The 25,826-nt window shown below is 64.1% G+C and carries 20 protein-coding genes; 12 read left to right on the top strand and 8 right to left on the bottom strand.

The window, feature by feature from the left end; all coding sequences use genetic code 11:
- Window positions 1–113: 113 nt before the first annotated feature.
- On the top strand, window positions 114–2,309 hold the full coding sequence (locus tag PWP93_RS23395; RefSeq protein WP_421046212.1) for a TonB-dependent receptor: 2,196 nt from the start codon (window positions 114–116) through the stop codon (window positions 2,307–2,309).
- 19 nt (window positions 2,310–2,328) lie between these two features.
- Window positions 2,329–3,012, top strand: a complete 684-nt coding sequence (locus PWP93_RS23390) for a Fe2+-dependent dioxygenase (protein WP_421027418.1) — start codon at window positions 2,329–2,331, stop codon at window positions 3,010–3,012.
- Between the two features lie 15 nt (window positions 3,013–3,027).
- Here PWP93_RS23390 and PWP93_RS23385 read toward each other — a convergent pair whose 3' ends face one another.
- The 3 genes from PWP93_RS23385 to betC form a co-directional block, all read right to left on the bottom strand.
- Window positions 3,028–4,170, bottom strand: coding sequence for a porin (locus tag PWP93_RS23385; RefSeq protein ID WP_421027417.1), 1,143 nt, complete (start codon window positions 4,168–4,170; stop codon window positions 3,028–3,030).
- 230 nt (window positions 4,171–4,400) lie between these two features.
- Entirely contained in the window at window positions 4,401–5,375 is a 975-nt protein-coding gene (locus PWP93_RS23380; RefSeq protein WP_421046211.1) for a choline ABC transporter substrate-binding protein, read from the bottom strand.
- 24 nt (window positions 5,376–5,399) lie between these two features.
- Window positions 5,400–6,938, bottom strand: a complete 1,539-nt coding sequence (gene betC / locus PWP93_RS23375; RefSeq protein ID WP_421046210.1) for a choline-sulfatase — start codon at window positions 6,936–6,938, stop codon at window positions 5,400–5,402.
- A gap of 178 nt (window positions 6,939–7,116) precedes the next feature.
- Between betC and PWP93_RS23370 the strand changes: the two genes are divergently transcribed.
- Window positions 7,117–8,037 (top strand): choline sulfate utilization transcriptional regulator, encoded by a 921-nt coding sequence (locus PWP93_RS23370; protein WP_421027414.1) that lies wholly within the window; start codon window positions 7,117–7,119, stop codon window positions 8,035–8,037.
- Between the two features lie 66 nt (window positions 8,038–8,103).
- Here PWP93_RS23370 and PWP93_RS23365 read toward each other — a convergent pair whose 3' ends face one another.
- The gene (locus tag PWP93_RS23365; protein WP_421046209.1) at window positions 8,104–9,048 is read right to left on the bottom strand and encodes a GlxA family transcriptional regulator; all 945 of its coding nucleotides are present in this window, start codon (window positions 9,046–9,048) and stop codon (window positions 8,104–8,106) included.
- 321 nt (window positions 9,049–9,369) lie between these two features.
- On the opposite strand from PWP93_RS23365, the gene PWP93_RS23360 reads away from it, so the two are divergent.
- The 5 genes from PWP93_RS23360 to PWP93_RS23340 all read left to right on the top strand — a co-directional run bounded on the left by PWP93_RS23360 (window position 9,370) and on the right by PWP93_RS23340 (window position 13,947).
- Window positions 9,370–10,320, top strand: a complete 951-nt coding sequence (locus tag PWP93_RS23360; RefSeq protein WP_421046208.1) for a choline ABC transporter substrate-binding protein — start codon at window positions 9,370–9,372, stop codon at window positions 10,318–10,320.
- A gap of 60 nt (window positions 10,321–10,380) precedes the next feature.
- Complete coding sequence (locus PWP93_RS23355) at window positions 10,381–11,310, top strand: 3-keto-5-aminohexanoate cleavage protein (RefSeq protein ID WP_421046207.1); 930 nt, start codon at window positions 10,381–10,383, stop codon at window positions 11,308–11,310.
- Window positions 11,311–11,369: 59 nt separating this feature from the next.
- Window positions 11,370–12,335 (top strand): L-carnitine dehydrogenase, encoded by a 966-nt coding sequence (locus tag PWP93_RS23350; RefSeq protein ID WP_421046206.1) that lies wholly within the window; start codon window positions 11,370–11,372, stop codon window positions 12,333–12,335.
- 89 nt (window positions 12,336–12,424) lie between these two features.
- Window positions 12,425–12,916, top strand: a complete 492-nt coding sequence (locus PWP93_RS23345; protein WP_421046205.1) for a thioesterase family protein — start codon at window positions 12,425–12,427, stop codon at window positions 12,914–12,916.
- 38 nt (window positions 12,917–12,954) lie between these two features.
- Complete coding sequence (locus PWP93_RS23340; protein WP_421046204.1) at window positions 12,955–13,947, top strand: alpha/beta hydrolase; 993 nt, start codon at window positions 12,955–12,957, stop codon at window positions 13,945–13,947.
- An 11-nt stretch (window positions 13,948–13,958) separates the two neighbouring features.
- Here the strand turns inward: PWP93_RS23340 and PWP93_RS23335 are convergent, their stop codons facing one another.
- The 3 genes from PWP93_RS23335 to PWP93_RS23325 form a co-directional block, all read right to left on the bottom strand.
- Entirely contained in the window at window positions 13,959–15,704 is a 1,746-nt protein-coding gene (locus PWP93_RS23335; protein WP_421046203.1) for a diguanylate cyclase, read from the bottom strand.
- Entirely contained in the window at window positions 15,701–16,768 is a 1,068-nt protein-coding gene (locus PWP93_RS23330) for an extracellular solute-binding protein (protein WP_421046202.1), read from the bottom strand. The genes PWP93_RS23335 and PWP93_RS23330 overlap by 4 nt, the downstream gene beginning before the upstream one ends.
- A 618-nt stretch (window positions 16,769–17,386) precedes the next feature.
- Window positions 17,387–18,427, bottom strand: a complete 1,041-nt coding sequence (locus PWP93_RS23325) for a LacI family DNA-binding transcriptional regulator (RefSeq protein ID WP_421046201.1) — start codon at window positions 18,425–18,427, stop codon at window positions 17,387–17,389.
- Window positions 18,428–18,676: 249 nt separating this feature from the next.
- On the opposite strand from PWP93_RS23325, the gene PWP93_RS23320 reads away from it, so the two are divergent.
- From PWP93_RS23320 to PWP93_RS23305, 4 genes are all read left to right on the top strand, one after another.
- Entirely contained in the window at window positions 18,677–20,077 is a 1,401-nt protein-coding gene (locus PWP93_RS23320; protein ID WP_421046200.1) for a uracil-xanthine permease family protein, read from the top strand.
- A 26-nt stretch (window positions 20,078–20,103) separates the two neighbouring features.
- A complete protein-coding gene (locus tag PWP93_RS23315; RefSeq protein WP_421027403.1) occupies window positions 20,104–21,591 on the top strand; it encodes an amidohydrolase family protein in 1,488 nt (495 codons plus the stop codon).
- A gap of 69 nt (window positions 21,592–21,660) precedes the next feature.
- Window positions 21,661–22,377: a sulfite exporter TauE/SafE family protein gene (locus tag PWP93_RS23310; protein WP_421027402.1), complete on the top strand. Its 717-nt coding sequence runs from the start codon at window positions 21,661–21,663 to the stop codon at window positions 22,375–22,377.
- Between the two features lie 128 nt (window positions 22,378–22,505).
- Window positions 22,506–23,558, top strand: a complete 1,053-nt coding sequence (locus PWP93_RS23305) for a porin (RefSeq protein ID WP_421046199.1) — start codon at window positions 22,506–22,508, stop codon at window positions 23,556–23,558.
- A 136-nt stretch (window positions 23,559–23,694) separates the two neighbouring features.
- Here PWP93_RS23305 and PWP93_RS23300 read toward each other — a convergent pair whose 3' ends face one another.
- A complete protein-coding gene (locus PWP93_RS23300; protein ID WP_421046198.1) occupies window positions 23,695–25,074 on the bottom strand; it encodes an MFS transporter in 1,380 nt (459 codons plus the stop codon).
- Between the last annotated feature and the right edge of the window lie 752 nt (window positions 25,075–25,826).

Genomic DNA, 25,826 nt, shown 5'->3' with positions numbered 1-25,826 from the left:
GCCTAGCGTCGTTTCCCCGTGCATCTGGGGCGGCTCAGCCAGCCACCCCGCCCGCGCTGTTGCGCCATGCGTGCGCAATCGATCGCGCGGATTATTCCTTGCACAGGGCCCCCATGTCGAACAGGACGCCGCTCGCGAGTGCGCTCGCGCTGGTCTTTGCCGTACCTTTTGCTTCGTCCGCGCTCGCCCAGAGCGCGCCGGTTGCCGCGCAGCAGAGCGAGGCTGCCCCGCCAGCTCCGGCCACGGATAACGCCACGCTGCCCGCCATCTCCGTCTCGGCCCAGGCCCCCGGCCAGCATAATCAGGACTTCCAGGCTGAGACCTCGACCGTGGGCGCAAAAACGCCCACGGCGCTGCGCGACATCCCGCAAAGCGTCACCGTCATCAACAAGGCCGTGATGCAGTCGCAGGGCGCCACCTCGTTTCAGGACGCCTTGCGCAACGCGCCGGGCATCACGATCGGCGGCGCGGAAGGCGGCCAGATCGGCAACAACATCAATCTGCGCGGCTTCACCGCACAGAACGACATCTATCTGGACGGCTTTCGCGACCGCAACCAGTATTATCGCGACACCTTCGACCTCGAGTCGATCGAAGTGCTTTACGGTCCTTCGTCGATGCTGTTCGGCCGCGGCTCGACAGGCGGCGTGATCAATCAGGTGACCAAGCACGCGACGCGCAAGCCGTTCACCGAAGTCTCGGCCACCCTCGGCACCGACGACCGCTATCGCACGACGCTCGACCTGAACCGCCCGCTCGGCGACCATGCCGCGTTCCGTCTGAACGCGTTTGGCCAGTCGATGGGTTCGACGCGCGACCAGATGAAGAACAAGGATTACGGCTTCGCTCCCGAGCTGCGCTTCGGGATTGGCACCCCCACCGAGATCACGCTCTCGGCGCTCATCCAGCACAACCGCGATATGCCCGATTATGGTGTGCAGTCGATCAACGGGCATCCGTTCGCGCCGTCGAAGAGCACCTTCTACGGCCTCACCGACGACCGCACGATCCAGGACGTGCAAACGGTGTCGGCGCGCATCGATCACACCTTCAACGAGCAGTTCAAGATCAGCAACCAGACGCAGTTCTCGCACTCGCGCACCGATGCGCGCGAGACCGCTCCGGGCGCCGTGCTGAGCGGCCCGCTCGCCTCGAGCCCGGCGCTGAAAAACGGCAACTACACGACGTTGCCGCTTTCATCGCTGTACGTGAAGCTCGCGAGCCACGACCGCGTGATCGAGAACCACTCGATCTATAACGATACGATGGCGCAATACAAGTTCTCCACGGGCGCCGTGAAGCACGAGATGATTGCGGGCGTCGAAATCGGCCACGACAGCTATACGAACCAGGCCACGACGCGCAACAACCTGCCGATCGTCTCGCTGCTCGACCCCGTCTATATTCCGACACCTTCGAACGTCACGCAGACCGTGGGCAATCATGCGGAATCGGGCGCGACCTCGCTGGCCGCGTACTTCAATGAAACCATGTCGATCGGCGAGCACTGGAAGCTCATCGGCGGCGTGCGCTGGGATCGCTTCCAGGCGCACATTGCGAACACCGTGAGCGCGCCCGCCTACGCGGACCAGACCAACACCTTCACAAGCGTGCGCGCCGGTGCGATCTATCAGCCCACCGACTGGCAGTCGTACTACTTCTCGTATGGCACCTCGTTCAATCCGTCACTCGAAGCGCTCACGGTCACGAACAACACGCAGAACCTCGCGCCCGAGAGCAGCAAATCGTATGAAGTGGGCGGCAAATGGGACTTGCTGGGCGGCAATCTCTCAGTGACGTCGGCGCTTTTCCAACAGGAAAAAGACAATGCGCGCACGCAGACATCGACCGGCCAATACATGCTCGAAGGCGACATTCGCGTGCGCGGCTTTCAGGCGGGCGCCACGGGCCACATCACGAACAAGTGGCAAGTATTCGCGGGCTACACGTACATGGACGGCGTGATCCTCAAGGCGCTCGACGGCACCCAGGGCCACACGCCGGCCAACACGCCGCGCAACACCTTCACGTTCTGGACCACCTATGCGCTCACGCCGCATTGGGAAATCGGCGGCGGGCCGACCTATATGTCGTCGCGCTATGCGTCGAACACGAATTATGTGGAAACGGGCGGCTATACGCGCTGGGATGCGATGGCCGCGTATCACGCAAAGAAGTGGGACGTGCAGCTCAATCTGCTGAACATCACCAACAAGTTCTATTACGACGCACTCGTTCCCTCCGATGGCGGACGTTCGGTGCCGGGCGTCGGCCGCACGTTCCTCGCTACGGCGAACTATCGTTTCTGATTCGAAAAGGAAGCACGCGATGCTGATCCATGTTCCCAACGTATTGACGCCCGAGCAGGTGCGCGCGCTGCGCGAGCGGCTCGATCATGCCGGCGATGCATGGGTCGATGGCCGCGCCACGGCCGGATGGTCGGGCGCGCCCGTCAAGCACAACCGGCAGATTGCCGAGCACACGCCGCTCGCGCGCGAGCTGGGCGACGTGGTGCTCGCGGCCATCGAGCGCCATCCGCTCTTTATCAGCGCGGCGCTGCCCAACCAGGTGTATCCGCCGCTCTTCAATCGCTACGAAGGCGGCATGACGTTCGGCAGCCATGTCGACGGCGCGGTGCGCGTGCTGCCTAATGGGCTGAAGCTGCGCACCGACGTCTCGGTCACGCTGTTTCTCTCATCGCCCGAGGAATACGCAGGCGGCGAACTCGTGGTCGAAGACACCTATGGCGTGCAGGAAGTGAAGCTGCCTGCGGGCGACATGATCGTCTATCCGGCCACGAGCCTGCACCAGGTCAGGCCAGTCACGCGCGGCGCGCGCGTTGCGAGCTTCTTCTGGGTGCAAAGCCTCGTGCGCGACGACACGAAACGCGCGCTGCTGTTCGACATGGACACCGCCATCCAGCGGCTGAACGCCAGCGACGCGGACGCCGGCGCGCGCCGTAGTCTCGTGGGCTGCTATCACAATCTTTTGCGGCTTTGGAGCGAGACGTAGGCGCGAGCGGCGCACTCAGAACGAATGCCGCATCCCGATCCGCACGTCGGCTTGAGTCGTCGAGGTCGACGGCGTGAAGCTATAGCCGATCACCGCGTCCACGCCACTCGACGCCTTCAGATAGTCACCGGAGATATACACATCCGTGCGCTTGGACAACAGATAGTGCGCGCCGAGCGAGCCCTGATTCCAGTGGTGCCCTTCGAAGTTCGTGTACTGGTAGCCGCCGATCACACTGAACGCAGGCGTCACCTGCCAACTGGCGCCGCCCTCACCCACCTTCATGTGCGACGTCACGCCAAGACCCTTGATCGCGGTGTACGTGAAGTTGCCCATCAGCGTCACATTGCCGATCGCATAGCTCGATCCAATGCCGAATGTGCCCTGCTTGTCCACCGGGAACGGGTTGGCCGAAAACAGATCGGTTCGCGCTCCCGTGGCGGGATCGACCGTCGCGACCTGTTGTCCGAGAAACGTGTGCACGCCGAGCATCGCGTACGGATCGAACGCGTAGATGCCGTGCGGATTGTTCAACTGCGTGTAGGCGGCGCCCGCTGTGAACGATCCGTTCGCATAGTGCGCGCCCACGCTCCATGCGCTGTCCCGATGGAAGTCGCCCGCAACGTTGCCGAACGAATACATGCCGCCGAACATGAAGCCCCCGAATTCCTTCGACAGGAACTTCACCGCATTGGGCAGGCGGTCGCCGTTGAACCGGTCGAAGTCGCCCTGATGAATCGCATAACCGCTCGCCCATGCCGAGACGTTGTAGAGGTACACCATCTCTTCAGTCATATCCAGCTGATTGCCGAACGACAATGTGCCCCACTGGTTCTGCAGTCCCACATACGCCTGGCGACCGAACATCGAACCGCCAAAACCCAACTGCCCATTGCCCAGGTGAAAGCCGCTCTCCAGCGCAAAGACCGCTTGCAGGCCACCGCCCAGATCTTCGGTGCCCTTGATGCCCCAACGGTTGCCGTACGAGATGCCATCGTCGAACTTCACGACATGCGAGCCGCCCGTGTTGTTCACCCAGGTTATACCCGCATCGAGAATCCCGTATAACGTCACGCTGCTTTGTGCGTGACTCGCGGTGGAAACCCCGGCGAGCGCCAGTGCGACGCCCGTCAATGCTGCGGCATTCAGTTTTTTCATTGAGCTCTCTCTTGCCAGGCTATAAGGTAGGGGAACGCGAAGATGACTTCGCCGCGTGCGCGACCTGCATCACGGTCCACGCACAGTACAAATCCATATTTCGGGCAAACCGACCAGACGCGACACGCTTTGGCCTTGCAGCGACACGGGCAATAAAAGAAGAAGCGCGCGGTTCATGGCAAAACTGCGCGCGCCTCATTACATAGTTAACGCTGCTTGCGGTCTGGTATTTAGTGAATGCCGAGTTGCGCCTGCACTGCCTGCAATCCGTCCGCACCGCTCGTGGTCGTCACACCCTTGAGCCATGCATCGAGCAATCCGGGATTGCTCTTCAGTGCATTGCGCGCCGCCACATTGACATCCATCTTGTTTAGCAGCACATTCGCGATGATCCGGTTTTCCAGATCGACATTGAATGTCATCTGCTGGAAAAGCCGCGCAAGATTTCCGCACTGGCCGGCAAAGCCCGGCCGTGTCACCGTATTCACGGTCGCGCCGCCATAGTTCGGGCCAAAAAATGCATCGCCGCCGGATAAATAGCTCAAGCGGAATTTCGTGTTCATCACGTGCGGTTCCCACGCGAGGAATACGATCCACTGCTTGTCGCGCACGGCGCGCTCCACTTGCGTGAGCATGCCCGTTTCACTCGATTCGACGATCTTCCAGTCGCCAAGGCCGAATGCCTTTTCCGCGATCATCTTCTTGATGTTCTGATTGGCCGGCGCGCCCGGCTCGATACCGTAGATCCTCCCGTTGAACTGGTCCGCATGCTTGACGAGGTCCGCGAACGAGTGCACGCCCGCCGCCGCCACATAGTCCGGCACCGCCAGCGTGAATTTCGCATTGGTCAGGTTCGCGTGCAGCACGTCGATTGAACGCTCGTCCACGAACGGTTTCACGAGCGGACCTTGGGCCGGCATCCAGTTGCCTAGAAACACGTCGATTTGCCCTTTCTTCAAACCCTGATACGTGATCGGCACCGACAGGTTCGACACGTTCTGCTGGTAGCCCAGCGCCTTCAGCAATACGCCCGCCATGGCATTGGTCGCGTCGATATCCGACCACCCCGGATCGGCCATGCGAACCTGCGTGCAGCTTTGCGGTTCGGCAGCATCGGCCGCACGTAAGGTCCCCGTCAGGGCCGCGCCAAGCGTCGCGACTGCCAGCACCGTCTTCGCAAGCGAACTTCTCCAGCTTTTGTTCATCGTGGACTCCCGTATTGATGCGATTCAGCGCGTAACGCGTGGATAGCGCGCCATGGCCTCCAGCGTGTCGAGCTCGATGTGATTGCGCATATAGCGCTGGCTCGCGTCGTTGAACGGTTGCCAGTCCCATGAGCGGATCGCGCCCTGCGTCGTTGCTTCGAAATGAAAGCGCCGGCGGCGCTGGCTCGTCAGCACCGCCTGATGCAATGCCGGGATATCCCAGCGCCGCGCGACTTCATTGCGAAACGCGTCGACGAGGCTCGCGGCTTGCGGATCCGGCGCGAGGTTTACGCATTCGCCGGGATCGTTCGCGAGGTCATAGAGCTGATCGGGGTCGACCGGCGTATGGATGAATTTGTACTTGCCGCGGCGGATCATCACCATCGGCGCAATCGCGCCTTCCGCAAAGTACTCGACGGTCGCTTCGTCGTGGCCGCCGTCGTCCTGAAGGTGCGGCAACAGGCTGCGCCCGTCGACGGGGTCGGGCCATTGCGTGCGGCGCGTGCCAGTCGCCATCTCGACCAGCGTCGGCAGCAGATCGACATGCGAGACCGCCTGCGCCACGCGCCGCGCGCGGTATTGCGCGGGCGCATGCACGATCAGCGGCACGCGCACGCCGCCTTCGAGGCAGGTCATCTTGTACCAAAGCCCGCGCTCGCCGAGCATTTCCCCGTGATCCGACGTGACGATCACGATCGTATCGTCGGCAAGACCGGTTGCCTTCAGCGTATCGAGCAGCGCGCCAAACTGCGCGTCGACATACGACAGCGCGCCGTAATAGGCGTGCCGCGCATTGCGAATCTGCTGGTCGGTCGGTGGCGTCAGGTCCGCCTCGTAGAGATCGCGCAGGCGCCTCGAATGAGGATCGCTCTCGTCGCGCGTGAGCGTGATGCGCGGCATGTCGATGTCCTCATCGCGGTACAGGTCCCAGTACTGCTGGGTAATCGCATACGGATCGTGCGGATGCGTGAGCGACACGACCATGCAGAACGGACGCTCATCCCGTTGCGCAGCCCGCTCCCGTGCGATGTCATAAAGTTTCTGGCGCGCGGTGTAGGTGACTTCATCATCGAAATCGAGCTGGTTCGTGCGCACGCAGGGACCCGCATCCAGCACCGAACTCATGTTGTGATACCAGCTGGGACGCACATCGGGGCGGTCCCAGTCGGGCACCCAGCCGAAATCGGCGGGATAGATGTCGGTCGTGAGCCGCTCTTCGAAGCCGTGCAATTGGTCCGGGCCGCAGAAGTGCATCTTTCCCGAAAGGATCGTCCGATAACCGGCCGCGCGCAGGTAGTGCGCGAACGTCAGCGTTTGTGCGGGCAATTCGGCGGCGTTATCGTATGCATCGGTGGCGGCGGGCAGTTTGCCCGTCATCATCGAAATGCGGGCCGGCGCGCACAGCGGGCTCGCGCAGTACGCGGCATCGAACACGACGCCTTCTTTCGCAAGCGCATCGATGCGCGGCGTCAGCGAAACCTGATTGCCATACGCGCGCAGTGCAAACGGCGTCATCTGGTCGGCCATCAGGACGAGGATATTCTGCTTTGTGACAGGGCTCATGGGCGGGGCGGATTAGAATCGTACGGTTATGCGTCGTTGCGCGGCGATGCAGGCATCGTTGTGACTCGCCGCGTGGACTTCACTATTGCCGCCTGCGAAACCTTTGTGAAGGCGGCGTACGCTTATCGGCCCATAAGGGGATGTTATGCCTGTGCCTGGTCCAGACCGTCTTCCGCCGATGCAGACGCTTTCGGCTTTCGAATCGGCCGCGCGCCTCGCGAGCTTCACGGCCGCCGCGCGCGAGCTCGGCTCGACCCAGCCCGCGGTCAGCCAGCGCATCGTGCAACTGGAAGAAGACCTCGGCGCGCCGCTGTTCGAGCGCGGGCATCGCGGCGTGACGCTCACGGCCGAAGGCGCGCTGCTCTACGAAGCCGTGCGCAGCGGTCTCGACACGATTCGCGAGGCGACCGCCTGCATTCGCGCGCGCCGCGCGACGGGCGCATTGACGATCCTCACCGACGCGGGCTTCGCCACCTATTGGCTGATGCCCCGTCTCGCGCGCCTGAAAGCGTCGATGCCGGGTGTCAACGTGAAGATCGTCACGTCCCAGCTTGGCTACGATCCTCACCGCGATCACGCCGACATTGCGATTGCATTCGGCGACGGCCACTGGCCGCCCTGCACCTCGACGCGGCTGTTCGCCGAAGCCGTCACGCCGGTCTGCTCACCTGCGTTCCGCGACGCGAATTGCACCGTGACCCGCGCCGTGACCCACCCCGCCGATCTCGCCGCGTTGCCGCTGCTGCACGTGCAACCGACCGAACCCGAGCGCTGGCTCGCGTGGGACACATGGTTTGCCGCCCATGGCCTCGCCGCGCCGGAAGAAAGCCAGGGGATCATGTTCAACAGCTATTCGCTTGTCGTGCAGGCCGCCCTGATGGGCCAGGGCGTCGCGCTGGGCTGGACGCCGCTGACCGACGAACTGATCGCATCCGGGCTTCTGGTACGCCTGCTCGACACACCCGTGACGACCGGGCGCGGCTATTACCTCGTCTGTCCGCCCGCGCGTCCCGCACCCGCCGCGGTGCCGCTTTTCCGGCGATGGCTGTTCAATGAATTGGGTGAACCAGGCGAACTTGGCGCGCGCGAGCATGCCTGAAGTTGGACACGATGCTTGCGCGCGCAACGGTATCGCCGTTAATCAGTGCCGTCGCGCCTGCGCCTCCTAACTTGCCGGACTCCTGTCGCGCCTGGGGCTCGCACCAAACCTCGCGCGATAGGTCCGCGAAAAATGCGACGGCGATTCGAACCCGCATGCCACGCATATCGCCGTAATCGACATATCGGTCTGGCGCAGCAGCTCCCGCGCGCGATCGAGCCGCAATTGCAGATAGAAATGCGTCGGCGTGTCCTTGAGCAGCGAACAAAAGAGCCGCTCGAGCTGCCGGCGCGTGACGCCAATTGCCTGTGCGAGATCGGCCGGCGCGAGCGGCTCCTCCATGTTCTGTTCCATCACGCCGATCACCTGGATCAGCTTGGGATTGTGCACGCCATAGCGCGCGGCGATTTCCATGCGCTGATGATCGGAGCGCTGCCGGATGCGGCTCAACACGAACTGCTCGGAGATCGACGAGGCAAGCGCCGCGCCGTGACTGCGCGCAATCAGATCGAGCATCATGTCGATCGAAGCTGTGCCGCCCGCGCACGTAATGCGCCGTTCGCCGATTTCGAATAGATCTCCGCTCGCCGCCACGGACGGGTAACGCTCGCGAAACGCGGACAGCGCTTCCCAATGCAAGGTGACGCTATCCGTCGGGCGAAGCAGTCCCGCTTCGGCAAGAATGAATGCGCCCGTGTCGATGCCGCCAAGCGTGACGTTCGCGCGGTCGAGGCGCTTGAGCCAGTCGCCGAGCGCGCGGGTATAGCACGCAAGCGGTTCGAAACCCGCGACCACGAACACGCTCTGCACGTCATCGACGTCCGCGAACGCCGCTTCGGCGTTCAGCGAGATGCCATTGCTCGCGGGCACGGGCGCGCCGTCCACGCTCACGATGTGCCAGCGGTACAGGTTCTCGCGAAAGCGGTTCGCGACGCGTAAAGGCTCGATGACCGACATGAAACCGAGGGCCGAAAAACCCGGCAGCAGCAGGAACGAGATGTCTTGGGGCATCACTTGATGCTCGGGAGGTCACGTGAAGCGGATGCCTCGAATCCGGCGAGCGTAGCAAGCGCCATGCGACGCGGCAAGCAACGCCAAAAATAACCGGCCCGATGACGCAGTGCACAAGCCGTCCACAAGCCGTGCCCGGCGAGCCATTGGTCCCGCACTGTGGTTTTCCCTCATGGTCGCTCGCAAGCAAGAACGGGTCGCTGAGGGTCGATTTGGGCGCGATATGAACCGGTACCTTGATTGCACACCGGATCGGTTCAGGTCATCCGATTCGCCACCCGCAATGCAGGCTCGCCATATAACGCGTCCAGGGGGATTCTCATGAAGTTGCGCATCAAAGCCATCACTGCAGGCCTGGCCGGGCTTCTCGCGGCCATGTCCTTGCCCGCATTCGCGCAGGATCCGGCAAGCTGCCGGGCCGTCCATTTCGCGGATATCGGCTGGACGGATATTACGTCGACAACGGCGCTCGCCTCGACCGTGTTCGAAGGACTCGGCTATCAGCCCGTGACGACGGTTGCCTCCGTGCCGATTTCGTTCGCCGGATTGAAGAGCAAGCAGCTCGACGTATCGCTGGGTTACTGGTGGCCCGTGCAGCAAATGGCAATTGCGCCGTTCATCGAGTCCAAGTCGATCAACGTGTTGCAGCCGCCCAATCTGACCGGCGCGAAAGCCACGTTTGCGGTGCCGGCCTACGAATACGACGCGGGCCTGAAGACTTTCGCCGACATCGCCAAGCATCGCGACGAACTCGACGGGAAGATCTACGGCATCGAGCCGGGCAGCAGCGCGAATGCCGCAATCCAGAAAATGATCGCGACCAACCAGTTCGGTCTCGGCGGGTTCAAGCTGGTCGAATCGAGCGAGGCGGGCATGCTCGTCACCGTCGAGCGCGCGGTGCGCGAGAAGAAATGGGTGGTCTTTCTCGGCTGGCAGCCGCATCCGATGAACATTCAGCTCGACATGAAATATCTGACCGGCAGCGATGGCGTATTCGGTCCCAACGACGGCGAAGCGCGCGTCTACACGCTAACGTCGACCGACTTTATGACGCGTTGCCCGAACGCTGGAAAATTCGTCAGCAATCTGCGCTTTACGACACAAATCGAAAACGTCGTCATGCAGTCGGTGATGAAGAAGGAGAAGCCCGCCGACGTCGCCAAGTCCTGGCTGAAACAGAATCCGCAGGTGCTCGATGCATGGCTGGCCGGTGTCAAGACCTATGACGGCAAGGACGGCTTACCCGCTGTCAAGGCGTATCTCGGTCTCTGATCTCGTGTCTCCAGCAGGACTCCGTATTTTCCTTTGAAACGTCTAACAGGAATTGCAAGCATGAACCTTGAAGTGATCGTGACCTGTGCCGTCACGGGGGCAGGCGACACCGTCGGCAAGCACCCCGCCATTCCCGTCACGCCGAAGCAGATTGCCGACGCGGCCATCGAGGCCGCGAAAGCCGGCGCGACCGTCGCGCACTGCCATGTGCGGGACCCCAAAACCGGACGCGGCAGCCGCGACCCGAACCTGTATCGCGAAGTCGTCGATCGCATCCGCTCGGCGGATACGGACGTCATCATCAACCTGACGGCAGGCATGGGCGGCGACCTCGAAATCGGCCCCGGTGAAGATCCGATGCGTTTCGGCGCGAACACCGACCTGGTCGGCGGCTTGACGCGGCTTGCGCATGTCGAAGAGCTTCTGCCGGAGATCTGCACGCTCGATTGCGGCACGCTCAATTTCGGCGATGGCGACTACATCTACGTGTCGACGCCGGCTCAGCTGCGAGCAGGTGCGAAGCGCATTCAGGAGCTCGGCGTCAAGCCCGAACTGGAGATCTTCGACACCGGCCATCTGTGGTTCGCAAAGCAATTGCTGAAGGAAGGGTTGCTCGATGCGCCGCCGCTGTTCCAGCTGTGCCTCGGCATTCCCTGGGGCGCGCCCGCCGACACGACCACGATGAAGGCGATGGTCGACAACCTGCCGGTTGGGGCGCAGTGGGCGGGCTTCGGCATCGGTCGCATGCAAATGCCGATGGTCGCGCAGGCGATGCTGCTGGGCGGGCATGTGCGCGTCGGCCTCGAAGACAACATCTGGCTCGACAAGGGCGTGCCCGCGAGCAACGGCTCCCTGGTCACGCGCGCCATCGAGATCATCGAGCGCCTCGGCGGCCGCGCGCTGACGCCCGCCGAAGGCCGCAGGAAACTCGGCTTGCCCGCGCGCGGCGAACGGCTGCTCGACAAGCGCGCCGTCGAACAGTACGCGTGACGCGCCGAAGCGCATCGATCGCTTTAAAACCCATTCAACCCTTCAGACGATCATCGGCAATGAAAGAAATCACCACCATCAAGACATTCGCGGCCATCGGCTCGGGCGTGATCGGCAGCGGCTGGGTCGCGCGCGCGCTGGCGCACGGGCTCGACGTTGTGGCGTGGGACCCGGCCCCGGGCGCGGAAAAACAGTTGCGCGACAACGTCGCGAACGCCTGGCACGCACTCGAGCGCGTCGGGCTCGCCCAAGGGGCTTCGCAGGAGCGTCTGCGCTTCGTGAATACGATCGAAGCGTGCGTCGCGCAGGCCGACTTCATTCAGGAAAGCGCGCCCGAGCGCGAAGAGCTGAAGCTCGCGCTGCATGAACAGGTCAGCCGCGCCGCGAAGCCCGATGCGATCATCGCGTCGTCGACATCGGGCCTGTTGCCGACCGACTTCTATGCACGCGCGCTGCATCCCGAACGCTGCATCGTCGGCCATCCGTTCAACCCCGTTTATCTTCTGCCACTGGTCGAAGTGGTGGGCGGCGAGCGCACATCGCCCGCGACTATCGATGCCGCGATGCGCATCTATCACGAGCTCGGCATGCGGCCGCTGCATGTGCGCAAGGAGGTGCCGGGCTTTATCGCCGACCGTCTGCTCGAAGCGCTGTGGCGCGAGGCGCTGCATCTGGTCGACGAAGGCGTCGCGACCACGGGCGAGATCGACGACGCAATCCGCTTTGGCGCGGGCATCCGCTGGTCGTTCATGGGGACCTTCCTCACCTACACGCTCGCGGGCGGCGACGCGGGCATGCGCCATTTCATGCAGCAGTTCGGCCCCGCGCTCGAATTGCCGTGGACCAAGCTCGTCGCGCCGAAGCTGACCGACGAGCTCATCGATCGCGTCGTCGACGGTACGGCGCAGCAGATCGGGCCGCGGTCGATCAAGCAACTCGAACGCTATCGCGACGAATGCATCACGAACGTGCTGTCGGCGATTGCCGACACGAAAGCGCGCCATGGCCTGCGCGCCGACGAATAGCGCCGCGCGCTATCTGGACCCTCGCGGGGCGTTGAAGCACGATGCCCCGCGAGCGCCAACCCTCATTCAACATAACGGAGCCATTGACCATGCCGCGACACGCGCAATTGCCGGCGTATCACGATGTCGTGCGCGCCGAATGGGTCGATTACAACGGCCATTTGCGTGACGCGTTCTACATGCTGATCTTCAGCTTTGCCGTGGATGCGCTGATCGACGAGATCGGCCTCGACGACAGCGTGCGAAAAGCGCGCGGCCGTTCGATCTATACGCTCGAAGCGCATATCCACTATCTGCAGGAAATCAAGCAGGGCGCACAGGTGCGTGTCGAAATGCGCGTGCTCGCTCACGATGCGAAGCGGATTCATCTGTACCTCGAAATGTTCGCGGACGATGGCGAGCAAGCCGTCGCTGCCAGCGAGCAAATGCTGTTGCACGTCGATACGAGCGGACCGTGCTCTGCGGCGTTCGATAGCGACGTGCAAACGCGCGTGCACGCGCTCGTCGACCAGCAGGCAGCGCTGCCGGTTGCCCAATATGCCGGGCGTGTAATTGCTTTGCCTGCGCAAGCCCGCAAGTGACATGCGAGCAATGGCAGGCACACCAGGAGCGACGCGTCATGCTCGAACCTGAAATCGCCGCGTTCGTCGAGCGCGCCAATGCATTTTATGCGAGCGATCACCCGGCTGAGACCGTGGACGATCAGCGCGCGACATACGAGCGGTTTGCCGCTGCGTTCACGCCGCCATTGCCCGATGGCGTGCGCACGCACGACGCGCCGCTCACCTGCGCCGATGGACAGACGGTGATGCTGCGTCTGTACGCGCCCGCCGGGCGCGCGCAGTCCAAAGGCACGGTGCTGTATTTTCACGGTGGCGGCTTTGTCGTCGGATCGCTGCAAAGCCACGATCTGATCACGGCGCGCATCGCGGCGGACACGGGCCTTTGCGTCGTCGCCGTCGACTACCGGCTGGCGCCCGAACATCGCGCGCCTGCCGCCCACGACGATTGCCTCGCCGTCACGCGTGCGGCGATCGACGCTCGCTTGCCGTTCGGCCCCCTCCCCCGGCCGCTGCAACTGGCAGGCGACAGCGCGGGCGGCACGCTCGCCACGAGCGTGGCGATGCGTTTGCGCGACGAAGGCATGCCAGGCGTGGATGGCATCGCGCTGGTCTATCCGCTGCTCGGTATCGAGCCCCAGCTGCCCGCGCGCGACACGCAAGCCAACGCGCCGATGCTCACGCTCGCCGACGTAAGACGCTATGGCGCGCTGTACTGGGGCGCGGACGTCGAGAATCGGGCGCTAGCAGCATGGACCATTCCGCTCGAAGCCTCGCGCTATGACGGGTTGCCGCCCGTGCTCGCGATCGGCGTCGAGCACGATCCGCTACGCGACGACGCGCGGCTGTTCGCCGCTCGCATTCGCGCGGCGGGCGGCCACGCGCACGCGCCCGTCGGCGCCGGCCTTGTGCACGGCTCATGGCGTGCGCTGGCGACGAGCCCTGGTGCGCAATGGATGCATCGCGAGGTATGCCGGTTCCTGGCCGCGAACGCAGCGCGACGCGCCGACGTCGAGCGCGGCGTATCCCGTGTTGGCCAGCCCGGCAGGTGAAAACGTCTCGATCAGCGCGTGCTGCAGCCATCCGACGCCCTCGCCAGCTCCTGATAGCGGACGAAGTGCGAACCCGTCGCGGCTTTCGCGGCATACATGGCGGTATCGGCTTTAGCCAGCAATTCTTCGGCATGCTTGCCGTCGGCGGGAAATTCGCTGATGCCGATGCTCACGCCCACCGTCATCAGATGCTCGCCCAGCGACACGGGCGCCTCCATCGCCAGCTGCACGCGGCCCGCCGCCACGCGCAGCGCGTCGGTCGAATGCACGCCGCTCACCAGAATCACGAACTCGTCCCCGCCATAGCGGGCAACGACATCGGAGCCGCGCAACGCCGCGCGCAAGCGCTGCGCCACGACCACGAGCGTCTGGTCGCCGGCCGAATGCCCGAATTGATCGTTGATTTGCTTGAAGTCGTTCAGGTCGACGAACATCACGGCCAGCGGCTCGTCGCTCAGCGCCGCGCGGCGTAGCGCCAGATCGAGTTGCTCCATGAAGTGCGTGCGGTTCGGCAAGCCGGTCAGCGGGTCGTGCCCCGCCCGGTGCGCCAGCTCCTGCTGCCGCGTATGCAGCGCGTCCACCTGGGAGCGGATCTCCATGCGCATGCGGTCGAAGCAGCGCGCGAGCACACCGATCTCGTCCGAGCGCGCGACGGGCAAACGCTCGATGGCGTCCTCGTCGAAGATGTGCGTCACCGCGTAGGCGAGCGTGCGCAGCGGCCGCGCCAACGCGCGCGCGAACAACACCGCCAGCACGATCGCGACGGTGCTGGAGATCAGCACGAGACGCACGATTTGCGCGCCGAGTTCGTTGGCGGGCGCGAGCACGTCGGTGAGCGGCCGCGCGAGTCCGAGCGCGATAAAGCGCTTGCCGCCCGCGAGTCCGAACGGCGAGCGCACGAACGCGAACACTTCGGCCGGCGGCTGGTTGCCACGCGCATAGCCGTTGAATGTCAGGCTCGGCGGCCCGTTCGTGAAGAGCGGCGCGGTGGCGGGAAAGCTTTTTTGCAGCAGCACGCGATGGCCGCGCTCGAAGCCGAAGGTCTGGCCTGGGTCCGGATGGAGCAGAAAATCGCCCCACTCGTTGGCCATGTACACCGCGTAGTCAGCCGGCAAATCGCGTTCGATACGCTCGAACACCTTGGTGAGATCGACGTCGATGACGAGCACGCCCACCTTGTCGCCGCTTTGATCGACAATCGGCGCGCCCACCATCACTACCGGCAGCGTCGAGCTCCGGTCCGAACCGGGCTGGGCCTTCAGGCCGATGGGCGAGACGTAGACGCGCTCCGCATTCGCCGCCAGCGCGTCGTACACATACGGAAACTGGCCCTTCTCCTGCAATTGGTCATCGGGCACCACCACGATGCCACTCGCTTCGCGCTCGACGCGAACGCGCTCCAGGCCGTTTTGCCCGCGCGAGATCAGGCGTATCTGCAGATACTCGGCGTGATGCAGCATGAAGCCGCTGAACACCTGCTTGAGCCGCACATCGGCGGGACGCGGCGCGTCGCCTTGCGCGACCGCCATCGACGAAGGCAGGGTCGCGAGCACGAGCGCGTCGTCGGCGACGTCGCCGAGCGCGGCGGTGAAACGCTGGCTCAGCAATTGCGTCGATGTGAGCAGGCTGCGCTCCGCTTCGTGCATGAGCATCTTGCGATTGGCGCGATAGGTCGAATAGCCCGTTGCGCCCGACGCCGCCACGCCGATGCACACCAGCAGGATCGAAAGCCGCGAAGTCAGCCCGAGTTTGATCATGGCGCGAAGCGCTCCAGCGGGTCGCCCGCTTTGATTCGGCGCCACAGCGCTTCGCGCTCGCCGGTGCTCTCGACGCCCTGGATCCAGACGAGGCGCGGCCCCGCGCCGGCACCGGCACCGGCACCGGCACCGGCACCGGCACCGGCACCGGCAGCAACGCCAGACACGGGCGTCATGGTGTTGGCAAGCCCCTGGCGTTGCGTCAGCTGCTTGCCGATATCGGGCTCCAGCATGGTGTTGATCCAGTCATAGGCCAGCGCCGGATTGGTCGCGTTGCGCGTGATGGCCCAGCAATCGAGCCACGCCAGCGCGCCCTCGTCCGGAATCACGTAGCCCACGTCGACGCCGGCATGACGCAGTTGCTCGACTTGCTGCGTGCCGTAATTGCCGAACATCAGCGCCACGTGATGCTGCACGAACTGCTCGGTGGCCTCTTCAGGCAACGTGTAGTAGGTGAGCAGATTGCGCCGCAGGCGCACGAGTTCGCGCGTGACGGTGCGCAATTGCCCGGGCGTCAGGTGAAACGGGTCGGGATAGCCGAGCGCCAGCGCGGCGAACGAGAAGTTGTGCTGCGCGCTGTTGAAATCGAGCACTTTGCCGCGATAGCGCGGATCCCATAGCGCCCGCATCGAATGCGGCGGCTCGGCAATCTGCTTGCGGTCGTAGATCAGCCCCATCGACGAATAGGTGAACGGAATCGCGTAGGTGCGGCCCGCGCTCACGAGCCCGCGAATCTCGGCTACGTGCTGGAAATAAGGCTGCTGCCAGCGGCGGTTCGGAATGCGCGAGAGGTCGAGCGCGGTGAGCAGGCCGGCGTGCGCATAGCGCTCGATCTCGGCGGTATTGGCCGCCAGCACGTCGAACGGCTGCGGCTCCGCGCCATGCATGCGGGCCCAGAGCGCTTCGTCGGAATCGACGAACGTGACTTCGACTTTGGCGTGGAAGCGCTTCTCGAATGCGCGGACCCAGTCCTCGTCCGCATAGCCGGGCCACGCCAGCACGCGCAGCACGGACTGCTTCGGGCCGTGAGAATCCGCGAGCGAATGCGCCCAGAAAAAAGACATCAACAGGACGGCCAAAGCCGCCGGCGTGACCCATCTGCCCACGCGGCGGCGAGTGCCTCCACCCCGGATGAGCCGGCCAACGACCGTATTGAAGCGTCGCCTCATTTCGCCAACTTATTCGATGCTGCTTCAAGCTTTCGCGAAGCGCATTCTCATTTTTGCCCAAGCGAAAACGCCGTTTCGCTCGACCCCGCACCCCGATGGAAACCCATAATGCGTTCCCGCTGATATCTTATCGAAAATCGAAAATTAGAATATGCAATCGGAATATCTTTCGGCGCAAGGGGAAATACGGCTGCATGAAATGGGGCAAGCCTTTAAACGATATCTAACGTTATCGGCATCCGCTTTTTTATTATGAAAAAGGCCTAAGGCTCGCCCGACGGAGACAGTCGAAGCCAGTCTTAGGCAAGTCACTCATTTAATGCCCGGTCTTATTTCGTCTCGATCTCTCCAGGCGCACCGATGACGTCTTCCGAACGGGTCACGAATCCTGCGTTACGTGTCTTCGTGTAAAGGCAGAATAGCCATGCCGACACAGAGCGGAAATCAGGTTTTCCTGATTTGCGACTCAGGAATTGCCTGGAGCCGTCAATAACCCGTGTTGCGCGCCAAACCTCAGGCATCGTCCCGGACGGCAACCGAAGACTCGCGAACCACGAGAGATGGATCGGGCGGCGTGGCGAAGTCCGCCCCGCCCTTGCCCGCCAGATGATCGAACAGCAGCGCCACGGCTTGCGAAGCCATTTCGTCGAGATGAAGATCGACGGCCGTGAGCGGCGGCCTGCAACTGCGCGCGCGAATCCCGTCGTAACGGGTTGCGATCTTGATGTCGTCGGGCACGCGCCGGCCTGCGTCGGCAATGCCCTGCACGGCGCCCACGGCAAACGCGTCAACCAGCGCGCACAGCCCGTCGAGTTGCGGGTGCTGCTGCAACAGCGCAGCGCACGCTTCGCGGCCCGCTTCCTCGCCGCCCGCTTCGTCGGCCACCGCGATCACGGGCGGCATGTCGTGCTCCGCGCAGAATTGCTCGTACGCAGCGCGCGATTCGACATACGAATTACGCTGCTGCGCGCCGATCAAAAGCGCAATCCGCCGGCTGCCCTGCTCATGCAGATGGCGCAGCAACAGCGCCGTGGTGGCGAACGAGTGGATGTCGACATAGGGCAGCGCGTCGTTGCCGGGCATGCGGCCGAGACACACGACCGGCAAGCCGCGCGCCTGCAGATGGGCCACGTTCGCATCGTCGGCGGTGGGTTCGATCACGATGGCGCCGTCGATGTCGAGCTGCTCGAGCGGCAGCCGCCCCGCCATGATGGGCGGCACGAGCACCAGCGCAAGTCCGCGCGTGAGGGCGGCGGCGGCCGCGACCGCCGCCACCTCCATCAGAAACCCGAGCCGCGACGCGCCACCGGCGATTTCGAACGGCATCGACGAAAGCAGCGCGATGGTGCGCGCCTCGCCGGTGCGCAGCCGCTGCGCGCGCACGCTCGGGCGGTAGCCCAGATCGCGCGCCACATCCTTGACGCGCTGGCGCGTTTGCGGATCGACATAGCCCTTGTCGTTCAACGCATGCGAAACGGTGGTCGTGGAGACGCCCGCTGCGCGGGCGACGTCGGCAATGGTCGGCCGCGGCTTTGGCGGCACTGGACTTTGCATGCTGTTTCTCTCGCTTGAGTCCGGGGTTCGTTGGCTATCGCGACCAATCGGTCGATAAATAATCCGGCTTGACAAGGCCTTCAGGACGCACCATTCTACGATAGCAAATCGATTTGGGGCGCCCGCCCAATTTTTTGCACGCGATCCCAAATCGATTTGGGAGACGGTTTTTGTCGAGCAGCTTTGCCAGAACAACGACACATCTTCGCAGACGTGAGGCGGTCTGCGGCACATGGGAGACACGCAGTCATGACGAAAGCCCAGCAAGTTCACCCTGTCGACGAGCGCTTGCCGCTCGTCAAACTGATGTTGTTCGGCCTGCAGCACGTGCTGGTGGTGGCCGCTTCCCCCATCACGGCGGTCTTTCTGGTCGCCAAGGCGCTCGGCCTGTCGCCCGCGCTGACCGTCGACTTGATCAGCGCGACCTTTCTCGTCTGCGGAATCGGCACGCTGCTGCAGTCGTTCGGCCCGCTGCGCTTTGGCGCGCGCCTGCCGTTCATCATGGTGCCGGGCGGCGCGCCGGTGGTCCTGTTCGTGCTGATCGCGCAGCAAACCGATCTGCGCACGGCTGCCGGCGCGACCATCCTCACAGGCCTGTTCTACTTTTTGCTGCTACCGGTGTTCCGGCGCTGCCTGCGCTTTTTCCCGCGCATCGTGATCGGCACGATGCTGATCCTCGTCGCCGTCAACCTTATCCGCATCTACGGCGTGGTGATCGTCGGGCGGCCCGGCACCGCCGAGTTCGGCAGCCCGGCCGGAATCGGCCTCGCACTCGCCACGGTCGCCTTCACCGTGCTGTTCGCCAAGCTCTTCAAGGGCATGCTCGGCCAGCTCGCCGTGCTGCTGGGGCTGCTCGCGGGCGCGGCGCTCGCCTCGGTGCTGGGCTTGATGAGTTTTGCCGGCGTCTGGAGCGGCGCGCTCGTCACGCTGCCCACGCCGCTGCCGTTCGGCATGCCGCGCTTCGACCTCTTCGCCGCGCTGCCGCTCTTGATCTTCAGCGTGATTTCGATGGCGGAGGCCACCGGCCAGACCGTGGCGATCGCAGAGATCGTGGGCAAGGAAATCGACCCGCGTGTGGCCGTGCCGCGGACCATCCGCGCCGATGCGCTCATGTCGATGGTCGGCGGATTCTTCGGCACCTCGCTCATCATCACGAGCAGCGAGAACATCGGCATCGTGGAGGCAACCGGCATCCGCTCGCGCTTCGTCACCGCGATGGCCGGCGCGCTGCTGATCGTGATCGCGCTGCTCGCGCCGCTCTCGCGCCTCGCCAACGCCATTCCCGCCGCGGTGGTGGGCGGCACCGCGCTGATCGTGTTCTCGATCATCGGCGTCATGGGCATCAACCTGCTGCGCCAGGTGGACCTGCGCGCGCGCGCCAACATGTACACGCTAGCCGCCGCGCTCACGATGGGCATCCTGCCGATCGTCGTGCCCGGCGTCTACAGCCGCTTTCCCGCGACGCTGCAAATCGTGCTCGGCAACGGGCTCGCGATGGGCGCGCTCACCGCCGTGATCGTCAATCTGATCTTCGAACACCTGAGCCTGCGCTGGCGGCCGCGCGCAAACCGCACGGCCCATGCAGCCCATGCGCCCCATGCGGCCGGCGCGCTCGATGCAGCCGTCAACGAAACCCCCTCCTGCCACTGAACCCCATACAGCCCAACTTCTTCATCATGCAAACTCGCTCCACAGCCGCTTCGCCCCGCTCCCTTTCGCGCACAGAACTGTGCGCCGATGAACTGCTGCTGCTACCCGAAACGCTGCTGCTCGCCGATGGTCCGGTGCGCGAGCATGCGGTCGTGGTCGCCAACGGGCGCTTTCGCGACATCGGCCCCGCCGGCGAACTGGTGGCGCGCTACCCACTGCTGACGCCGCTCGCGCTGCCGGGCAAGCTGCTGATGCCCGGCTTCGTCGACGCGCATCACCATCTCACGCAGTCGTTCGGCAAGGCGCTCGCTTTCGGCGAGCCCTCCGAGATCTACCGCCGCATCTGGGTCCCGCTCGAGAACTGCCTCGACGAAAACCTGCTGTATCTCTCGACCAAACTCGCCGCGCTCGAAGCGCTGCGCGGCGGCTTCACGACCGTCTGCGACGCCGGCACGCGCTCGGACAGCGACATCTCGACGATCGCCGCGGCCACCCAGGAAGTCGGCGTGCGCTGCGTGCTCGGCAAGATCTGCAACGACCTCGCCGACCATATCGACACCCGCGAGCGCGGCGCCATCGTCGCCCGCGCGCAGGCCCATCTGGCGCATTGGAGCGGCCACGCGCTCGTGCATCCGTCGCTGGCTATTTCGGTGCCCGAAGCAGGTTCGGACGGCATGCTGCAAACCGTGGCCGCCCTGTGCGCCGAGGCCGGCGCGGTGTTCCAGACGCATGCCAACGAGCACCTCGCCGCCGTCGAGCGCTCGATCGTCGCGCGCAAGATGCGCCCCATTGAGCACCTTCACCATGCGGGCGCATTGGGGCCGCAAACCCTGATTGCGCACGCCACGCTCGTCACGCCTTCCGAGCTGAACCTGCTACGCGACACGGGCGCGGCCGTGAGCTACAACCCCGTCGCGAGTTCATGGAAGGGCAATGCGGTGGCCCCAGCGCTGCAAATGGCCGCGCTCGGCATCCGCTTCGGCCTCGGCACCGACGGCACGCGCAGCGACGCATTCCGGCTGCTCGACGCGGCCGAGACCGCGCAGCGCTTCGCCTTCGGCCTCGCAACGGGCGACTCGTCGTGCGGCGCGGGCAAGCTCTGGCTCGATCACGCGCTGCGCGGCGGCGCCGACGCCGTGCGCCTTGGCGCATTGACCGGCGAAATCGCGCCGGGCAAGGCAGCGGACTTTCTGCTGGTGGACCTCGATGTTCCGGAAATGCGGCCCTCGTGGGATCTCGAATGGGAGCTCGTGCGCCTCGCCAATCGCAGCCAGATCGATGCGGTGTTCGTCGCGGGGCGCCTGCGCCTGTGGCACGGCTGGCCCATCGACTGGGACGCGCGCGCGCTGCTGCGCGAAGTCGAAGAAGCCGCTGCCGCTGTCGTTGCGCGCGCACCTATCCAGCGGGTGCACGCCGCGCCCTTGTCGGCCACACCGGCCGCCCCCACGGCTCGCGGCGCCCTGCAGGCGCAGCCCGCCGCGCAAACCCTGGCGCCACTGGTATCGAGTCGTTGAAACACGCGCGCGCGTGACGCCGTTCGATCCGCCCCGCGCATAGCTGTCCATCCTTAGGAGAACCCTTCTGTGAGTCTGACCGTATTCCTCATTCTTGCCGCCACCGTGACGATTGCCGCGTTCATTCAGGGCGCAGTGGGAGTGGGCTTCGCGCTCATCTGCGCCCCCGTGATCGGCTTGATCGATCCGGGCCTGTTGCCCGTGTCGCTCCTGATCCTGATGCTTCCGCTCAACGTCTATCTCGCGTGGCGCGAGCGCCCGGCGCTCGATTCGAGCGGCACGCTATGGATCACAGTCGGGCGCACGGTGGGCGCCGTCGGCGGCGTGCTGATCATCTCGCGCATCTCGGCGCACGACCTGAACCTGTTCATCGGCGCATCGACGATTGCCGCCGCTGTCGCGACACTGTGCGCGCCGACTTTCGCGCCGGGCCGCAACGCGCTGATCACGGCAGGCGCCGTGACGGGCATCACCGAAACCGCGACGGGAATTGGCGGGCCCGCGCTGGCGATGGTCTTCCAGCACTATCGCGCGCCCGCGCTGCGCTCGACCATCGCGCTGTGCTTCGCGATCGGCGAAGCGGTCTCGCTGGTGATGCTCAGCTTCACCGGCCAGATCAACCTGGACCGGTTCGTTTCCGCGCTGCTGCTCGTGCCGCCCGTCATTCTCGGCGCCTTCATCAGCCAGCATGTGCACCGGCGACTGAACAGCAAAGTCTTGCGCATCAGCGTGATGGGCTTCGCGATCGTTTCGGGCGCGGCAATCCTGTATCAGACCTTGAAGTGAATCCATGAAGTAAATGCAGGCACGGCTGGCCCGGTTCGGGCCGGCTCGTTCAACAGAGCAAATCGAGCATCGCGAGGAGACCCCCAATGAAGAAGTGTTTGTTGGCGCCCGTGTGCATGGCGCTTGGCATGACTAATTTTTCCGCTGCATATGCACAAAGCAGCATCACGCTGTATGGCAGTCTGGACGCGGGCGTGGGCTACGTCAGCAATCTGCATGGCTCGCACGCGTTCATCGCCGAACAGGGTACTTTCCAGGCCGACCGCTGGGGCCTCACGGGCACCGAGGATCTGGGCGCGGGGCTGAAGACCGTGTTCAAGCTGGAGTCGGGCTTCTCCACGCTGAGCGGCGCAATGTCGAGCGCAGGCACGCTCTTCAACCGCCAGGCCTGGGTGGGTCTTGCGAAGAACGGCATCGGCACCGTCACGCTTGGCCGCCAGACCGACTTCCACTTCGAAATGCTCGGCCCGCTGTCGACCGCCCAGTCGCTCGGCGACTTCTCCGCCTTTCATCCGGGCAACGTCGACGGGCTGGCCAATACCGTGCCCGTCGAACTGTCCAATACCGCCAAGTTCGTGAGCCAGCCGTTCGCAGGCCTCACCATTGGCGCGCTCTATGGCTTCACGAATTCAAGCAGCAGCACGACGGGACACACCATCAGCTTCGGCGCGAACTATGGCTACGGACCGCTGAAGCTGGCCGCCGCGTGGTCGGAGTACCACGACCGCGCGCTCAACCTGGCCGGCGGGCTGGGCCTGAATGCGTTCGAGGGCGTGAACCTGTCCAACGGCGCGCCGTTCGTGGCCGACCGCGTGCGCAATGCGGGCATCGGCGGCAGCTATCAGTGGGGGCGAGTCCAGTTGCATGCGCTCTACACGCAGGTGCGCATCGAGCGGCATGGCGAGGCGCAGGACTACCACACCATCGACGGCGGCGCCAATTTCCAGATCACGCCCGCCTATATGGTGGGCGCGGGCGCGTGGACCACGACGCTCGCCGGCAAGCGCTGGACCCAGGCGACGCTCGCCAATGTGTACTCGCTCTCGAAGCGCACCCAGCTTTATATGGACGTGATGGTGGAACGGGCCTCATCGGGCGCGGTTGCCAGCACGATGGGGATAGGCGCGTCGTCTTCGGGCTCGCAGACGGTCGTGGTGGCCGGCATTCACCACTTCTTCTAGCGCGCCGACGATCATGCCGACGATCACGCCGACCGAACGCGCCTCGCCCACCACCGGCAGCGCCGTGACTTTTACTTCTCACTGCGCCCGCCTGGACCTGCCCCGAGCCAGGATTTTCCGCAAGCTCCCGCTGGTGCTAGTGCGAAAACCCGGAGGCCGTTTCGCTAAGACTCTTGCCCCGGGTTTCAGGGGCTAGCCATTGCGATACGCCGGCACCGACAGCGGCGATGCCGGCGGCAATCAGTATGGTCACTGAGGGGCCGAGATTAGCGATGGACCAGGGCATCAGGAAGGTGCCGAGGCCGGCCCCGATCCGGCTGAACGCGGCAGCGAAGCCTGTCCCGATCCCGCGGATCTCTGTGGGGAAAACCTCGCCAGGGTAGATGCAGGTTAGCGTGCCGCAGCCCGCGTTAAAAAACGAGAATGCGAGAAACAGGCCCAGCACGGCCACGCCAGGTGCATCTGTCCACACGCCGAGGATCACGAGGATCACAGTGATGATCCACTGCGGCGGTACCGTCAGCGCACGGCGGCCGGCCTTGTCGATCAGCAGGACCGTCGCGACACTTCCGGCCAAAGCAACGGCGGACAATCCCACTCCTCCCGCGAGCCCGCCACCGAGGCCGAACTTCTGCAAGACACTGTCGGCGAATGTGGCGATCGCAAAGTACGGCGTGACGACACAGAAAAAGAAGAGCGACACGAACAGTGTGACCCGCCAGTACTGGCGGGAAAACAACATCCCGAAGCCACCGCCCGAATGGGGTGCCTCGCGCTCCATGTCGAGCATATCGGAGGCGCTTTCCATATACCGATAAGCGATGGAGCGGGCCTTGTCCGTACGATTCTTGCTCCACAGCCAGCGCGGTGACTCGGGCATGCCAATCCGGCCAAGGAACAATGCCATCGCGATGAAGGTGCTGGTGCCGAGGATGTTTCGCCAGCCGAGATCCGTATACCGGTCCAGACAGTAGCCCACGACGAAGGCGAACATGAAGCCGGCATACCACGCGATCAGCGTCAAGCCCATGAGCCGTCCACGGATCCGGGCTGGCGAGAACTCCGACAACAGTGGCCAACCAACCGAGTACTCCGCGCCGATTGCGATGCCCATCAGCAGCCGCACCACGAACAGTTGCAGCGGTAACGCGATAGATAACTGCGTGGATCCGACGAAGAACTGCATGACCGACGCAATCACGAACAACCCCATGTCGAGCATGAACAGGGGTTTGCGACCGAACTTGTCGCCAGCCCACCCACCCAACGGCGAGCCGACGAGGATGCCGAACAGCGCGCCCGCCGCGATCAGGCCTTCCCAGACCGCCGATATGCCGAGTTCGGCGGTCATTTTGCCGGACACCGGGCCGACAATCCCGAGGATATAGCCGTCCAGAAACGTGCCGCCGGTAAGCACGATGATCATTCTGATCATGAAGCGTCGTTTAAACGCTGCAGATGTCTCTTCCTCCATCGCGACGGCGGAAACCGCAGCAGCCTTTTCTAGCGAGGTCATGCGTATCTCTCCATTTTTTGCGGCACGCATCAGCGACGCCTCAATGCCGTACTGCGCCGCTCGGGCGGTTCGCCACAAGCGGGCAACTGGCCGGTTCGTGATGAAAATGGCGGTGGGCAGGCGTGCAATGTCGTCAGGCCAGACTCCACGTTCGAACTAGCCGCGCAGATCAAAAATGCAATCGACGCATCGGCTAGCGATGAGATTTTTGGGCGAGCCACCAGACGTTGCGGCGCAGGTATTGCTACGCCATTCACCCACCCATCGCGCTGCCGAACGCCGCGGCGCCGGTGGCACGCTTGAGCAGAGCATCGTCAAGCGATGATGTCCGCGAGAATGGTGGGCGAGAGTGAGGATCGAGCATCCACAGTGCGCCATTCGCAAACGATTCCACTGACTGTCTCCGGATATTGCACAACGAATCCGCCCCGTGCACACCTTCGATCAGTCATGCACTGATCGGGTGCGCTTTCAGGGTTGATGGCGCTGGCGAATTCTTTGAGTGCCATAGTGATGCGAAGGCGGACTATGTTAGAAGCCAACTGCTTGGCACCAGGCGACGTTATTTCAAACGATTCTATTTATCTGCGCGAAATCGAACCGCAAATAAACCGTCAAGAATCGGCCAGTAAACGACATCAGCACGATGTTTCGCTTCGTTCTTCGTCCGGTCAACGATCAGTGCGAATGTGGCAACCGGTTTGGGCAGCGGCTTGCCTGCAATACCCCAAGGGAATCCGCGTCGTTACGGG

It is taken from the genome of Paraburkholderia sp. A1RI-2L, assembly GCF_048957375.1.
Taxonomy (GTDB): Bacteria; Pseudomonadota; Gammaproteobacteria; order Burkholderiales; family Burkholderiaceae; genus Paraburkholderia.
The sequence above is the reverse complement of the archived record's forward strand: the minus strand, read 5'-3'. Positions and strand labels throughout refer to the sequence as shown.

Bases quoted from the DNA above. Each gene is read 5' to 3' on its own strand.
- PWP93_RS23320 (WP_421046200.1), top strand. From the start codon at position 18,677: ATGACGAAAGCCCAGCAAGTTCACCCTGTCGACGAGCGCTTGCCGCTC.
- PWP93_RS23300 (WP_421046198.1), bottom strand. From the start codon at position 25,074: ATGACCTCGCTAGAAAAGGCTGCTGCGGTTTCCGCCGTCGCGATGGAG.
- PWP93_RS23355 (WP_421046207.1), top strand. From the start codon at position 10,381: ATGAACCTTGAAGTGATCGTGACCTGTGCCGTCACGGGGGCAGGCGAC.
- PWP93_RS23395 (WP_421046212.1), top strand. From the start codon at position 114: ATGTCGAACAGGACGCCGCTCGCGAGTGCGCTCGCGCTGGTCTTTGCC.
- PWP93_RS23365 (WP_421046209.1), bottom strand. From the start codon at position 9,048: ATGCCCCAAGACATCTCGTTCCTGCTGCTGCCGGGTTTTTCGGCCCTC.
- PWP93_RS23305 (WP_421046199.1), top strand. From the start codon at position 22,506: ATGACTAATTTTTCCGCTGCATATGCACAAAGCAGCATCACGCTGTAT.
- PWP93_RS23370 (WP_421027414.1), top strand. From the start codon at position 7,117: ATGCAGACGCTTTCGGCTTTCGAATCGGCCGCGCGCCTCGCGAGCTTC.
- PWP93_RS23390 (WP_421027418.1), top strand. From the start codon at position 2,329: ATGCTGATCCATGTTCCCAACGTATTGACGCCCGAGCAGGTGCGCGCG.
- PWP93_RS23335 (WP_421046203.1), bottom strand. From the start codon at position 15,704: ATGATCAAACTCGGGCTGACTTCGCGGCTTTCGATCCTGCTGGTGTGC.
- PWP93_RS23350 (WP_421046206.1), top strand. From the start codon at position 11,370: ATGAAAGAAATCACCACCATCAAGACATTCGCGGCCATCGGCTCGGGC.
- PWP93_RS23360 (WP_421046208.1), top strand. From the start codon at position 9,370: ATGAAGTTGCGCATCAAAGCCATCACTGCAGGCCTGGCCGGGCTTCTC.
- PWP93_RS23385 (WP_421027417.1), bottom strand. From the start codon at position 4,170: ATGAAAAAACTGAATGCCGCAGCATTGACGGGCGTCGCACTGGCGCTC.
- PWP93_RS23340 (WP_421046204.1), top strand. From the start codon at position 12,955: ATGCTCGAACCTGAAATCGCCGCGTTCGTCGAGCGCGCCAATGCATTT.
- PWP93_RS23380 (WP_421046211.1), bottom strand. From the start codon at position 5,375: ATGAACAAAAGCTGGAGAAGTTCGCTTGCGAAGACGGTGCTGGCAGTC.
- PWP93_RS23330 (WP_421046202.1), bottom strand. From the start codon at position 16,768: ATGTCTTTTTTCTGGGCGCATTCGCTCGCGGATTCTCACGGCCCGAAG.
- PWP93_RS23325 (WP_421046201.1), bottom strand. From the start codon at position 18,427: ATGCAAAGTCCAGTGCCGCCAAAGCCGCGGCCGACCATTGCCGACGTC.
- betC (WP_421046210.1), bottom strand. From the start codon at position 6,938: ATGAGCCCTGTCACAAAGCAGAATATCCTCGTCCTGATGGCCGACCAG.
- PWP93_RS23345 (WP_421046205.1), top strand. From the start codon at position 12,425: ATGCCGCGACACGCGCAATTGCCGGCGTATCACGATGTCGTGCGCGCC.
- PWP93_RS23315 (WP_421027403.1), top strand. From the start codon at position 20,104: ATGCAAACTCGCTCCACAGCCGCTTCGCCCCGCTCCCTTTCGCGCACA.